We start from the raw sequence: 13,841 nt of genomic DNA on the forward strand, positions 1-13,841 counted from the left end.
ATGGCAATTGCCGATAAATAGCATTATCGGCAATGTAGGGTCTAAACATCGGTAGATTTAAAAACAAATGTTTTTACAATGGTAACGACTAGAACTGTTATAATGCACCACTAATAACTCTATGTGTCTTACGTTCTATTTTATTTGTATTGAGATCAGTAATGAATTTAAAGAAAGAAATCCAAGAAATTAGCAATAAATTGGATTCAGCTAAGCGAAAACTTAATGCCGCTCATGAGCGCGGAGATAAGGTGATGATTCAGCAATTTAATCACACCATTGAAGTTTTAAATAAACGCTTGAAAAGTGTGAAAGGCCAGCACACTCAGCAGTTGAGTAAAAAAGGGGGGGAAATAAAAGGCCTACCCTACAGTCGCGTACTCACCAAGACTGAACAAGCAGATATGGGCAAGCTTAAGAAGTCGGTGAAGGGTTTAGTGGTTGTTCACCCTATGACAACGCTTGGCCGTGAAATGGGAGTAAAAGAAGTCACGGGGTTTGCGCCTAAAGAGTTTTAAGCCTTATTTTTCGGGACCGAGTGATCCTGCTTTGTCCCCTACTCTTTTGGTTATTGCCTCACATAGTTTAACTTGCCTCCCTTCGACCCTTACGCAAGCACGTCAGCTTGTTGTTTGCTTTCAGGCTGATGCACTGGTGATTCCTTAAATTTTTCTTTCACTTCTAGAATTTCATCGGTTGCTGCGATAAATAAGGGGACAAGTTTAGGGTCGAAGTGCTTACCGGATTCTCGTTCAAGTAAATCAAAGGCTTTGGCTACAGGCCAGGCTTCCTTATACGGGCGAGCAGATGTTAAAGCGTCAAATACGTCAGCAATTGCGACGATCCTGCCGACAATTGGGATGGAGTCTGTTGTGAGCCCATGAGGATAGCCACTACCATCCCATTTTTCATGGTGACTTAGAACAATGGTTCTGGCAAGTTCGATTAGTTCTGGGTTATCGTTGTTGCCAAGAATCTCGGCGCCAATATAGACATGGCTTTTCATAATAGCCCACTCTTCTGAGTCTAATTTCCCCGGTTTTTGTAATATTTTATCTGGTATCCCAATTTTACCTATATCATGCATCGGCGCTGCGTTCATGAGCATATCTGCGTCCGCTTCGCTCATCCCAGCGGCTAGGGCTAGGATCTTAGCGTAATAACTCATCCGTATTACATGCATACCGGTTTCATTATCTTTATATTCAGCGGCTCGCCCTAAACGTTGAATTATTTGTAAACGGGTATCATGAATAACCCTCGTCTGCAATTTTACCTTTCTGTCTAACTCTCGGTTTTGGTTAAACAGTGCTAATTGAGTTTTTACTCTTAGTTTAACCACTGGTGGGCTAACTGGTTTGGTGATGTAGTCTACAGCACCTAATTCAAGGCCTCTTAGCTCATCGGCAGGAGTAATTTTGGCCGTCACAAAAATAACGGGAATGTGGCGCGTGGTAAGATCTTGTTTGAGGCGATGGCAGACTTCATACCCATCAATCCCCGGCATCATAATGTCTAATAAGATTAAATCTGGTTTGTTCGCTTTTGCCGCAATTTTGAGGGCCATGTCGCCATTCCTAGCGACTTGTAGTTTATATTCGTCACGTAAAATACCGGCTAATACATCAATGTTCTCAGGGGTATCGTCGACAATCAGAATCGTCGCTCGGTTTTCCATCATATGTCCCTTCCTGAAAATTCGGATCTACTTAAGTGTTGAATTTAACTATAGTCATCAAATCAACAATACAGTAACAAGATGAGGTACTTTCATGTTAAATCTATCAGCGTATATAATTTTTGCATTTCATGAATTCGGGTAAAATTCATTCACAAAGGCAGAGGCGATAAGCTTAAGAGCTGACTATGCTCGTTGGCAGTTAATGTCATTAAGATGTGAGTTTAAAGCCAAAAATAATTATTGATCTAGATCAATAGAGTACATAGATTGGAAAGAAATTGTTAATAATTTGGCTTAGGTATGCAAATAACTAGTTTTTCAATCTGTTATTTGCTGTATCGATCAAGTATGATCTTGCGGTTAGTTTAGCGTTGGTGTTTGAGGACTCTGCGCAATCATTCGTTAAACTAGCATGTCGTTCCATTTTGTTAATGCACCCGCATTTAACTCGCTTTAACAAATAATAATAGCAACGGAAGCATCTATTTATGAACCAAGCAGCTAGCACAGAATTGGACTACAACTATACGGTTGTACGCCAATTCACTGTAATGACCATTGTTTGGGGTATAGTTGGAATGAGTGTTGGGGTATTAATTGCAGCGCAATTAGTTTGGCCCGCACTAAATTTCGATACCCCATGGCTAACCTATAGCCGACTCCGCCCACTTCATACCAATGCGGTAATTTTTGCATTTGGTACCAGTGCATTAATGGCCTGTTCTTTTTATGTGGTACAGCGTACCTGTCAAACCCGGTTATTTGGCGGTTCCCTCGCCGCCTTCGTATTTTGGGGGTGGCAAGCTATTATTTTGTCAGCCGCAATCACCTTGCCGATGGGCTTAACGTCCTCTAAAGAGTATGCCGAACTTGAGTGGCCTATCGATATCGCAATCGCTGTGGTATGGGTGGTATATGGCATCGTGTTTTTTGGCACGATCGTGAAGAGAAAAACGTCTCACATTTATGTGGCAAACTGGTTTTTTGGTGCCTTTATTATCACGGTTGCGGTGCTGCACATCGTTAATAATGCTGCCATACCGTTAACGATGACCAAGTCCTATTCGGTTTATGCGGGTGCAGTTGATGCCATGGTGCAGTGGTGGTATGGCCACAATGCCGTAGGCTTCTTACTTACCGCTGGTTTCTTAGGTATGATGTACTATTTCGTACCGAAACAAGCTGGGCGTCCGGTTTATAGTTATCGTTTATCGATTGTGCATTTTTGGGCGTTAATCTCTATTTATATTTGGGCTGGCCCTCACCATCTTCATTACACTGCGCTACCTGATTGGGCGCAATCGCTTGGTATGGTTATGTCTTTGATTCTATTTGCCCCCTCTTGGGGCGGTATGATTAACGGTATTATGACCTTGTCGGGTGCTTGGCATAAGTTGCGTTATGACCCTATTTTACGGTTTCTTATTGTTTCATTGTCTTTCTATGGTATGTCCACCTTTGAAGGTCCGATGATGGCGATTAAAACGGTGAACGCCTTATCTCACTACACTGACTGGACCATTGGTCATGTTCACTCCGGCGCTTTAGGTTGGGTGGCCATGGTATCGATAGGCAGTATTTACCACCTTATTCCTGTGTTGTTTGGCCAAAGTCGCATGCATAGCGTTAAATTAATCAACGTGCATTTCTGGTTAGCAACCATTGGCGTGGTTTTGTACATCGTTGCGATGTGGATTTCTGGTGTTATGCAAGGTCTAATGTGGCGCGCAGTCAACGAAGACGGTACCTTAACTTATTCTTTCGTTGAATCGCTGCAAGCGTCTTACCCATTCTATATTGTCCGCTTTATTGGTGGCCTATTCTTCCTTTCTGGCATGTTGGTTATGGCATATAACGCCTACAAGACTATTTTCGCCGAGAAAGGCTCATTAGAAGCCATCGAGCAGGCATAGGAGGCATAACATGAAGCACGAGTTAATCGAAAAAAATATAGGCCTACTTGCTATTTTCATCGTTATTGCCATCAGCTTTGGTGGTTTGGTGCAAATTACGCCGTTAATCTTTCAACCTGAAACGACCGAGCCAGTTGAAGGTTTAGTGCCCTACACTGCTTTGCAAATGGAAGGTCGCGATATCTATATTCGCGAAGGCTGTAATAACTGTCATAGTCAGATGATTCGTCCATTTAGGTCAGAGACCGAACGTTATGGCCATTACTCAGTGGCTGGCGAAAGTGTTTGGGAACATCCCTTTTTATGGGGTTCTAAACGGACAGGTCCTGATTTAGCACGAGTTGGTCAACGTTATTCAGACCAGTGGCATCATGTACACTTAATGAATCCGCGGGATGTGGTTCCAGAATCGAATATGCCGGGATTCCCTTGGTTGGCTGAAAATATGGTTGATAGCTCATTGACCAGTAAAAAATTAAGCCTATTTAGAAACCAATTTGGTGTTCCCTATACCGATGCCGATATCGACGGCGCAGCAGCAGCGGTTCAAGGTAAAACAGAAATCGAAGCACTTATTGCTTATCTACAAGTGTTAGGTACTGCACTGAAATAAGGAGTTAGTTATGGACTTTGGCACATTCAGTGGCCTTTACACTGCGTTCTTGATGGCTATTTTCTTTGGCATTATTGCTTGGGCTTATAGTAAAAAACGGAATAAAGATTTTTCTGAGGCCGCTAACTTAGTGTTTGCCGATGAACCGGCAACTAAGCTCGAAAAGGATTTTGAAGGAGCACAGAAAAAATGACAACATTTTGGAGCGTGTGGATTACGGTAATAACCCTAGGTAGTATCGCTGGATGCTATTGGTTATTAAGGACTTTCACAAAAAATGATACTGGGGTTAAAGAAGGCGAATCAATGGGCCACAGCTTTGACGGAATTGAGGAATTAAACAACCCTCTTCCGAAATGGTGGACCTATCTATTTCTTGCAACCATTATTTATTCATTGGGTTACTTAGCGCTTTACCCTGGTTTAGGAAATTGGGAAGGCCTATTTGGTTGGAAAAGTGCCGAAAAAGACATCAAAACTATCGCTGAAGGTCAACAACGTGAAGCGGCTTATGATGGAACGGTTGCCAACCAATACCACAATGAAATGGGTAAAGCAGACCAACGTTTTGGCGAAGTTTTTCGCAAAGTTGCATATAACGATTCTGGTGAGTATCGCAGCGTGGAAGAGTTATCAACCGATCCTGATGCGATTAAGATTGGACAACGTTTATTCTTACAAAACTGTTCTCAATGTCATGGTGCTTCGGCTCGTGGCGGGAAGGGTTTCCCCAATTTGACCGATAATGACTGGCTATATGGTGGTAGTGGTGAAACCATTAAAACAACCATCATGAATGGTCGCCAAGGGCAAATGCCAACCTGGGAAGCCGTTTTGGGTGACGATGGTATCAGAGATGTCACTGCATACGTATTAAGCTTATCGGGACGTAAGGTGAATGACGTTGATGCGGCGAATGGTAAAAGTCGGTTCGTTATTTGTGCCGCTTGTCACGGTGCTGATGGAACTGGTGGTCAGGCGGTCGGTGCACCGAATTTAACGGATAGCATTTGGTTATATGGCGGTTCTAAACGGGCGGTTGAACAAACCCTACGTTATGGCCGTAACGGTGTGATGCCTGCGTGGAAGGATATTCTAGGCGAAGATAAGATCCAGCTTATTTCTGCTTATGTTTATCAGCTTTCTAAAACTGAATAAACTAAAAACTTATTAAAGGCGACGCTTTCGCGTCGCTTTTTTTGTTATATTTAAACCCTCTTATTTCTGGAATCCTATCCTTATGCAACAAGCATGGTACAAACAGTTTTGGCCTTGGTTCTTGATTACTCTTCCCATGTGTGCAGTTGTCGCGAGTTTTTATACTCTGTATCTAGCACTGACAAGCAACAACGACCTGGTGGTTGAGTCTTATTATAAAAAAGGTAAAGCCATTAACGCTGACCTTTCTTTGCTTCACCGAGCACAAGAACTAAATATTACAGCGAAATTAAGCCAAGTTGCTTCAGGTCTTATTCTGAACATAGATCTACCCGATACGATTAAAAACCAACCTTTAAAAATCGCTTTAGCCCATAAGACTTTAGCTAAGTACGATCGCAACTATATTGTGACCGCCGATGCAAATGGCTTATATCGTTTTGGGGATGACTTAACCGATGATAGTCGCTGGTTTATTAGTGTTAGTCCAATGGACGATAGCTGGCGTTTACAAGAAGAACTACAACTACCGCTGTATAAGGTAGAAGAGATTGATGGCCAATAAAGGGAGTCACTGTTTTCATTGTAATGAATTAATTCCTAAAGGTTTTAAGCTAGATGTAATGATTTTGGGCAAGCCACAACCAATGTGTTGTCAGGGTTGCGCCGCGGTTGCTAAAACCATCATCGATAGTGGCTTAGAAGATTATTATAAACATCGCACAGCAGCAGCGCCCAGCGCGCAAGATCTGGTGCCAAGCGCCTTGATGAAGATGCTCGAATATGATGATGAGAACGTTCAATTAGAGTTTGTTGCAAATACTGAACAATATAAAGAAGTATTGCTGTCTATCGAAGGTATTAGTTGTGCCGCTTGTGCATGGTTAATTGAGAAACAGTTATCACAAATGGGTGGGGTTCACAAAATTCATGTGAACTCTACCACGCAACGCGCCACGTTGCTGTGGGACGACCAACAAGTAAAACTGAGTCAGTTGTTAAATGCTGTTCAGCATATTGGTTATCAAGCCACTCCCTTTCAAACGGATGAACAAGAAAAGATAGACCGTAAGCTTTACCGCAGTCATCTACTTAAACTCGGAGTGGCGGGCCTTGCGAGTATGCAGGTGATGATGTTTGCAATTGCCTTGTATGGCGATTTTTTAGATGAAATGGATTTGCTGTATCGGGATTACTTTCGTTGGGTGAGCCTAATTATGGCAACGCCGGTATTGCTTTTTTCTGCTCAACCATTTTACTTTGGTGCTTATCGCAGTTTAAAAGCCAAGACGCTGAATATGGATGTTCCAGTCTCTATTGCGTTACTAAGCGCGTATAGCGCCTCTTTTTATGCCACCTTGAAAGGAACCGGCGAGGTTTATTTTGAATCGGTGTCAATGTTTACATTCTTCTTATTATTAGGTCGTTTGCTGGAACTTAGAGCGAGACGAAAATCCAGTGAAACCAGTTCCAACCTATTGAAGTTGATCCCTAAGTTAGCACAGCGTTTACGCGATGATGGCAGTCAAGAAAGAGTCGCAGCAAGCCAATTAAAAGTTGGTGAGCGTATTGTGATCATGCCGGGCGAAGCGGTCGCTGCTGATGGTGATATTTGCTTTGGCGAAAGTGATTTCGACGAGTCTTCGCTTACTGGAGAATCTTTACCGGTAAACAGACGTTTAAATGATAGGGTATATGCGGGCACGATTAATCACGAGCAAACGGTCCACTTAAGGGTTCGGGCAGTGGCTCAGAATACCTTTGTCGCAAATATATTACGCTTACAAGAACAGGCGCAAAGCGAAAAGCCTAAAATAGCGACCATTGCAGATCAGGTTGCACGTTACTTTATTTTTGGTTTATTACTAATAGCGGCCGCAACTTATACTTTTTGGCACTATTATTCGCCACAAGACGCCTTTTGGATCACGCTTGCAGTATTAGTCGCAACCTGCCCCTGCGCCTTATCGTTAGCCACCCCTGCCGCATTGACTGCTGCGACGCATCAGTTGTCAAAGAATGGTCTATTGGTCAAGCGAGGACACGTATTAGAAACTTTAGCCAAACTGACCACCGTCGTCTCAGATAAAACTGGGACTCTGACCGAAGGCAATTTAACCATCTCTCAAGTTATTTGTGAGCCTAGTTTTACAAAACAGCAGGTGTTGAACTTCGCTGGTGCTTTAGAAAGACAAAGCTCTCACCCAATTGCCCAAGCTTTTGCACATTTCAACGATTTGAATGCTACTCAACTTATACACCATACAGGCTTGGGATTAGAAGGAAGCATTGAGGGTCGCCATTTCACGCTTGGCAAAGCGTCTTTCTGCAAGCAAAGGTCCATTCATCAACCCGGAATGTTAGAGTTAGTTTTATGCTGTGACAATCAGCTTGCGGCACGCATTTATTTGTCCGACGTAATAAAGGCAGATGCTAAACTATTTTCAGAAGGTCTTCGTAAACGAGGCATTAGCTTAACCATGTTAACTGGTGATGACTCAGGACAAGTTGCGTTTGTAGCAGAGCAACTTGCCATCGATGATGTGATGAGCGGTGCCCTGCCTCAAGATAAGTTGAAATTGGTGCAGCAAAAATGTATGCATTATCCCCACTTACTGATGTTGGGCGATGGCGTGAATGATGGCCCCGTGTTAGCTGCGTCACCGCTATCGATTGCCATGGGTTTGGGGACGGATGTTGCAAAATCTAGTGCCGATGCAGTTCTACTGGGCAGTAAGCTGTGCACTTTATTAACGGCAATTGACCTTGCCAAGCGAACAAAAACAATTATTACTCAAAACCTCGCTTGGGCGCTGGGATATAATGCTCTTATCTTGCCTTTAGCCGCCGCTGGTTGGGTGACGCCATACATGGCCGCTATTGGGATGTCTTTATCTTCGCTGGCAGTTTTAACTAACTCCTTAAGGCTAAATAAATAATGTCTATCATTTTTGTATTAATTCCTATCGCCTTAATTTTTATAGCAGCAGGGATCGGCGCTTTTTTTTGGGCGGTTAAAAGTGAGCAGTTTGAAGATTTGGATCGTCAGGGCGTAAATATATTGTTTGATGAAAAAAGCTCTGACAAGAGCAAGAAACAGCATGACAACGATGCAATCTGATTACTTGGCTGCTTTTATTACCGGCTTACTTGGAGCAAGCCACTGTGTTGCGATGTGTGGTGGTATCGCTTGTATACTCGGTAGCCGAGTGAGCGACAATAGCTCAAAATTTTTGCTTAGCCTAGGTTTTAACTTTGGGCGAATTATAAGTTATTCAATAGCAGGCGCCTTTGTTGCTGGTTCTTTTCAGGCTATAAGTCTGGTTCATTCTTCATTCCAGTTACTTTTCTTATTGCAATGGCTCGCTGCCATTATGTTGATCCTACTGGGGATCCATCTCACCCGTTGGTTTTCTGTACTTTCGCCGATTGAAGCCTTAGGCCGGGGATTGTGGGGTAAAATTCAACCAACAGCGAGTAAGGTAATGGCGATTAAACATCCTTTGGCCAGCTTACCTTTGGGCATGTTATGGGGATGGCTACCTTGTGGTTTGGTTTATTCCAATTTGACTTTAAGTGCTAGCCAGGCAAATTGGTTTAATGGGGCGATTGTGATGTTCTGTTTTGGTTTAGGAACCTTCAGTGTGATGTTGCTCGCCGTGATGTTGGGCCAAAAACTCACTCGAATATTAGCCAACCGCTATCTACAGATTTGTTCCGGCTTAATGGTATTTAGTTTAGGACTATATCAAGTTGTTACATTGTTGTAGCAATAACTATAGAAAATGACTTACAGAAAGAGTAGAATTGCCTCGAACTCCAGTAGCATAGTTTGAGTATGAGCATTAACCCAAAAGCCAATCAAAGAATCCAAACCGGTGGATGTGAGATCCATTGCCAAGATTGTAGTATTGCACAATTGTGTATCCCGTTTTCATTAAATGAAACTGAGCTCGATCGCTTAGACAGCATTATTGAAAGAAAAAAACCAATTCAAAAAGGCGAAGAAATTTTTGCTGCTGGTGACAAATTGAAAAGCTTGTATGCTATTCGCTCGGGCACAATTAAGTCTTATACAATCACCGAGCAAGGCGACGAACAAATCACCGGTTTTCATCTAGCGGGAGATTTAGTAGGTTTTGATGCCATTAATAATCAAGTCCATCCCAGTTTCGCTCAAGCCCTTGAAACATCAATGGTTTGTGAAATACCATTTGATACCATGGATGAACTTTCTGCAAGCATGCCCAAATTGCGTCGGCAAATGATGCGTTTAATGAGCAACGAAATTGTCGCTGATCAAGAAATGATTTTGTTGCTTAGTAAAAAGAATGCAGAAGAGCGTTTAGCTGCTTTTATTTATGGCTTATCACAACGTTTTTCAGAACGTGGTTTTTCTCCGCGCGAATTTCGTTTAACCATGACTCGAGGCGATATCGGAAACTACTTGGGCTTAACTGTAGAGACTATTTCTCGACTCCTAGGTCGTTTCCAAAAAGCGGACATGATCGCTGTAAAGGGTAAATATATTTCAATTACCGATCGTGACGCGCTTCGTCATTTGGCCGGCACGAAACCAAGCTAAGCTATTAAAAACACTGACCTGATTTATATCAATCAACTGCATAATAATGAGGTCAGTGTTAACCACCTCTAATATATTTTCAACAATATGAGCTAAAGTTAAGTAGCTATTCCAGACAAATTCTAGGAGCTGCTTTATGATTAAGTATCGTAATATATTGGTGGTAATTGATCCCCTACACGACTCTCAAGCGGCATTGTCTCGTGCTGTTTTCTTAGCAAACAAAGAAGATAAAGCCAAGATCAAAGCGCTACTCACTATCTATGATTTCTCTTATGAGATGACTTCAATGCTCTCGATTGAAGAACGTGAAGCGATGCGTTCTGGGGTGATCGAAGAGCGTAACGTTTGGCTTCAAGATATCGTGGCTAATACCCAGACTCATGGTATTGAAGTTGAAACCAAAGTGATATGGAACAATCGCCTGTACGAAAGCGTGATTCAAGAGGTGTTAGATTTTGGTCACGATTTAGTGGTTAAAGCGACTCATCCGCACCCAACTTTACAGTCAATTATTTTCACGCCAAATGATTGGCATATTTTACGAAAATGCCCCACTCCAGTATTAATGGTGAAAGAACATCAATGGCCCACCAAAGGTAAAATTTTGGCGGCGATTCATGCTGGTTCTGAAAACGAAGATCATCATAAACTTAATCTCAATATCGCCAACGAAACTAAAGATCTGTGTCATCTATTAGATGCTTCAGCTCATGTCGTAACGGCCTATCCTTCAGCACCAGTGAATATCGCTATAGAGTTACCCGATTTTGATCCTTTAAAATACAACCAAAATGTGAAAGAGTTTCACGAAAAAGCCTTGGCTGATTTTGTAAAACAAAACTTTGAACATGAAGTGAAAACACACCTTGAAGAAGGCTTACCAGATGATGTTATTCCAGAAGTCGCTAACAATATTGATGCTGAAATTGTTATTTTGGGTACTTCTGGTCGAAGTGGATTTAGCGCAGCTTTGATCGGCAACACCGCTGAGCACGTAATTGATCAATTAGATTGTGACCTTTTGGCACTTAAACCAGATAATTTTGTGAGTCCATTTCAAAAATAACGCCAAATAAGGCGTCGTTTAAATAGTTGCGTCGTGTTAGCGGGGATATATAATAGCCCCGCTTTTTCATTGGGAACACGACATGTCATTTACAGCAAAACAACAGTACAACCATAACAAACTACAAAAACGGATCCGTCGTCATGTTGGACAAGCGATTGCCGATTACAACATGATAGAAGCGGGAGACAAAGTGATGGTTTGTCTATCTGGTGGTAAAGACAGTTACGCCATGTTAGATATTTTGCTGAACCTTCGGGCCCATGCTCCGATCGATTTTGATGTGATTGCGGTGAATTTAGACCAAAAGCAACCGGGATTTCCAGAACATATCTTGCCAGAATATCTTTCAAGTTTAGGTATTGAATATAAAATCGTTGAAGAAGATACCTACTCCATCGTAAAAGACAAAATACCTGAAGGAAAGACAACATGTTCCTTATGTTCACGCTTACGTCGTGGCATTTTATACCGTACTGCAACTGAACTTGGCGCGTCAAAAATCGCCTTAGGCCATCATCGCGACGACATCTTAGAAACCCTTTTTCTAAATATGTTTCATGGCGGGAAGCTTAAAACAATGCCGCCAAAATTAGTGAGTGATGATGGCAAACATGTGGTCATTAGACCGATGGCTTATTGCAAAGAAAGTGATATGCAACGTTATGCGGAATTAAAAAACTTTCCAATTATTCCATGTAATTTATGCGGATCTCAGGAAAATTTGCAGCGCCAAGCGATAAAACAGATGCTCAATGATTGGGAAAAGAGGTTCCCTGGACGAGTAGAATCTATGTTTAGATCGGTGCAAAATATCGTCCCTTCTCATCTACTTGACCATCAACAATTTGATTTTAAATCGATTGACCGTAATAGTGGCATTATTGATGGAGGGGATATTGGATTTGATCAGCCAGAGCTGGACACCAGTCCAGCAGCCCAACCATCTTCAAGTCTTGTTCAGATCGTCGAATTGTAATCTAGCTTGAAGTGACAGCGATAGAAGATGGCCATAATTTCTGATTAATTTGTATCATCTTCTTTAGTTCTTCGACATAAGCTTCGCCACGTTCCGAGTAATTTGTAAGGTGTGAAGCAAGATCGATGGCATTAAGCGCACCGGTTTGTCGCGCTTGCTGTCGATACTGCTGAAAATCCGAATAGGCAGGGTTACTGTTGAGGTTCAACATATATGCGCTCACCGATTGATACACCGAAGTAAATTTTCGGACCTCATGGCTGGCTCCACTAACCCGGCTTAATGGAACCAAACCGCAGCCTTTTGTATAACACCACTGACCAAACAGATTATTACCTTCTCGAGCAAATCGAGACGTTCCCCAAGCCGATTCATTTGCTGCCTGCGCCAAAACCAAAGCAGACGGGATCACATCAACCTTCATTAATAGTTGCTGTAAAACACGATTGATATCAGAATCAAACGCTACCCGATATGTTTTGGCCAGTTGCTCAACACGCTTAAGTTTAGTCTTATTTAATTTGTGGTTTGAAGCAGACTCTTGATACCCAATTAGTTGTTGGCGAAGCTCTCGTAATTGTTGGTTGTTGACATCAACTAATGGCAAAATAAAATCAGTAAAAGCCTGCTTTTTCTCTGTAACATCACTTATTGATTGGAAATTAGGCAATTTAGCCTTAGCGAAGGCGGAAGGATCTTGTTGCGGTGTTTTGTCACAGCCAACTAAGGCGCACAGTAACAACGCCGTTAATATTTTATTTTTCAAGCAGTTTCTCTTTAAGGTGATAATTGCCCCAAAAACTGAGGTACCAAGTCGCTAGCGGGACCATAATAGCGTTCAGCGAATTCACTCTGCATTTCCGATGGGGCCAAGTTTAATTCTATAGTTCTTGCATCGTGACTAGCCGCTTCATGAACAAAGCCTCCTGCTGGAAAAACGTGTCCAGAGGTACCAATCGCAATAAATATATCACAATGGCTAAGTCGGTGGTAAATCTTGTCAAGGCCGATGGGCATTTCTCCAAACCACACGACATGAGGCCTAAGTCGTGCTGGGAACTGACAGCAAGTACACAATGCATTTTTACCAAGATCCCCTTTCCATTCGGTGGTTTGATTGGAGACTGGGCAACGTGCCTTTAATAACTCGCCATGCATATGTAAAACATTTTTGCTGCCTGCTCGTTCGTGCAGGTCATCGATGTTCTGAGTAATCAGCAGCAATTCTATATTTTCTTGTTGCTCTAATTCCGCCAACGCAAAGTGAGCCGCGTTGGGGTGAACTATTTTATTCTGCAATTGCTGACGGCGTAAGTTATAAAACTGATCAACAAAGTCCGGATCTCGAATGTAAGCTTCAGGTGTTGCAACATCTTCTACTCGATGTTTCTCCCATAAACCGTCGGCATCGCGAAACGTTTGGATCCCCGATTCAGCAGATACTCCGGCACCAGTCAACACCACGATATTTTTTCTCATATTCATCTTCTATTAATCCGAGAACCAAATAATAATTCATAAATATATAATATCGCCGCGCCCTTCCCCATCAGACTTAAGTTGTAATGTGACATAGAATGGTGAAAAGTTACCAAGCCTTAACATAATTTGTAGTATTATTCTCGACAGTCCTTTAAATATCTAGTTACTCTAACTAAGTTAAGAAAGCAATTGTGCTTTATGCAACATTTCTCGCTTTTAGCAAGTTAGTAAGAGTTAAATCAGAGTATTAAAGGGACTTGTGCTAAAATTGACTTAGCGCAAATAAAATATGGATTTTTGAGCAAAATATGTAGGTGAGACTATATTCATTAATAGTGAATAATTTTTCGCTTATGGTCAC

The 13,841-nt window shown here is 42.1% G+C and carries 15 protein-coding genes; 12 read left to right on the plus strand and 3 right to left on the minus strand.

What is annotated here, in order from left to right; all coding sequences use genetic code 11:
* Positions 1 to 161: 161 nt before the first annotated feature.
* Positions 162 to 518: a YibL family ribosome-associated protein gene (locus ACRRS1_RS11240; protein ID WP_432453099.1), complete on the plus strand. Its 357-nt coding sequence runs from the start codon at positions 162 to 164 to the stop codon at positions 516 to 518.
* Positions 519 to 607: 89 nt separating this feature from the next.
* Here ACRRS1_RS11240 and ACRRS1_RS11245 read toward each other — a convergent pair whose 3' ends face one another.
* Positions 608 to 1,678 (minus strand): HD-GYP domain-containing protein, encoded by a 1,071-nt coding sequence (locus ACRRS1_RS11245; RefSeq protein ID WP_432468981.1) that lies wholly within the window; start codon positions 1,676 to 1,678, stop codon positions 608 to 610.
* Positions 1,679 to 2,169: 491 nt separating this feature from the next.
* On the opposite strand from ACRRS1_RS11245, the gene ccoN reads away from it, so the two are divergent.
* From ccoN to ttcA, 11 genes are all read left to right on the plus strand, one after another.
* Positions 2,170 to 3,594, plus strand: coding sequence for a cytochrome-c oxidase, cbb3-type subunit I (gene ccoN, locus ACRRS1_RS11250; protein ID WP_432453097.1), 1,425 nt, complete (start codon positions 2,170 to 2,172; stop codon positions 3,592 to 3,594).
* 10 nt (positions 3,595 to 3,604) lie between these two features.
* Positions 3,605 to 4,207, plus strand: a complete 603-nt coding sequence (ccoO, locus tag ACRRS1_RS11255) for a cytochrome-c oxidase, cbb3-type subunit II (RefSeq protein WP_432453096.1) — start codon at positions 3,605 to 3,607, stop codon at positions 4,205 to 4,207.
* A 10-nt stretch (positions 4,208 to 4,217) separates the two neighbouring features.
* A complete protein-coding gene (locus tag ACRRS1_RS11260; RefSeq protein WP_432453095.1) occupies positions 4,218 to 4,400 on the plus strand; it encodes a cbb3-type cytochrome oxidase subunit 3 in 183 nt (60 codons plus the stop codon).
* Complete coding sequence (gene ccoP, locus ACRRS1_RS11265; protein ID WP_432453094.1) at positions 4,397 to 5,365, plus strand: cytochrome-c oxidase, cbb3-type subunit III; 969 nt, start codon at positions 4,397 to 4,399, stop codon at positions 5,363 to 5,365. The genes ACRRS1_RS11260 and ccoP overlap by 4 nt, the downstream gene beginning before the upstream one ends.
* 82 nt (positions 5,366 to 5,447) lie before the next feature.
* Positions 5,448 to 5,930 carry a FixH family protein gene (locus ACRRS1_RS11270; RefSeq protein WP_432453092.1) on the plus strand — a complete coding sequence of 161 codons (483 nt, stop codon included), beginning with the start codon at positions 5,448 to 5,450 and terminating at the stop codon, positions 5,928 to 5,930.
* Positions 5,920 to 8,304, plus strand: a complete 2,385-nt coding sequence (locus tag ACRRS1_RS11275; protein ID WP_432467814.1) for a heavy metal translocating P-type ATPase — start codon at positions 5,920 to 5,922, stop codon at positions 8,302 to 8,304. The genes ACRRS1_RS11270 and ACRRS1_RS11275 overlap by 11 nt, the downstream gene beginning before the upstream one ends.
* Positions 8,304 to 8,486, plus strand: a complete 183-nt coding sequence (ccoS, locus tag ACRRS1_RS11280; protein WP_432453089.1) for a cbb3-type cytochrome oxidase assembly protein CcoS — start codon at positions 8,304 to 8,306, stop codon at positions 8,484 to 8,486. Before ACRRS1_RS11275 ends, ccoS begins: the two co-directional genes overlap by 1 nt.
* Positions 8,467 to 9,135 (plus strand): sulfite exporter TauE/SafE family protein, encoded by a 669-nt coding sequence (locus ACRRS1_RS11285; protein WP_432453087.1) that lies wholly within the window; start codon positions 8,467 to 8,469, stop codon positions 9,133 to 9,135. The genes ccoS and ACRRS1_RS11285 overlap by 20 nt, the downstream gene beginning before the upstream one ends.
* A gap of 68 nt (positions 9,136 to 9,203) precedes the next feature.
* Positions 9,204 to 9,950, plus strand: coding sequence for an FNR family transcription factor (locus ACRRS1_RS11290; protein ID WP_432453086.1), 747 nt, complete (start codon positions 9,204 to 9,206; stop codon positions 9,948 to 9,950).
* A 136-nt stretch (positions 9,951 to 10,086) separates the two neighbouring features.
* Positions 10,087 to 11,019, plus strand: a complete 933-nt coding sequence (uspE, locus tag ACRRS1_RS11295) for a universal stress protein UspE (protein WP_432453085.1) — start codon at positions 10,087 to 10,089, stop codon at positions 11,017 to 11,019.
* An 82-nt stretch (positions 11,020 to 11,101) separates the two neighbouring features.
* A complete protein-coding gene (gene ttcA / locus ACRRS1_RS11300) occupies positions 11,102 to 11,998 on the plus strand; it encodes a tRNA 2-thiocytidine(32) synthetase TtcA (RefSeq protein WP_432467813.1) in 897 nt (298 codons plus the stop codon).
* A gap of 1 nt (position 11,999) precedes the next feature.
* Here ttcA and ACRRS1_RS11305 read toward each other — a convergent pair whose 3' ends face one another.
* Together ACRRS1_RS11305 and cobB are read right to left on the minus strand one after the other, a co-directional pair.
* Positions 12,000 to 12,764, minus strand: a complete 765-nt coding sequence (locus ACRRS1_RS11305) for a glucosaminidase domain-containing protein (protein ID WP_432453083.1) — start codon at positions 12,762 to 12,764, stop codon at positions 12,000 to 12,002.
* An 11-nt stretch (positions 12,765 to 12,775) separates the two neighbouring features.
* Positions 12,776 to 13,477 carry a Sir2 family NAD+-dependent deacetylase gene (cobB, locus tag ACRRS1_RS11310; protein WP_432453081.1) on the minus strand — a complete coding sequence of 234 codons (702 nt, stop codon included), beginning with the start codon at positions 13,475 to 13,477 and terminating at the stop codon, positions 12,776 to 12,778.
* Between the last annotated feature and the right edge of the window lie 364 nt (positions 13,478 to 13,841).

Source organism: Agarivorans sp. Z349TD_8, from assembly GCF_050870825.2.
In the GTDB taxonomy this organism is placed as follows: Bacteria; Pseudomonadota; Gammaproteobacteria; order Enterobacterales; family Celerinatantimonadaceae; genus Agarivorans.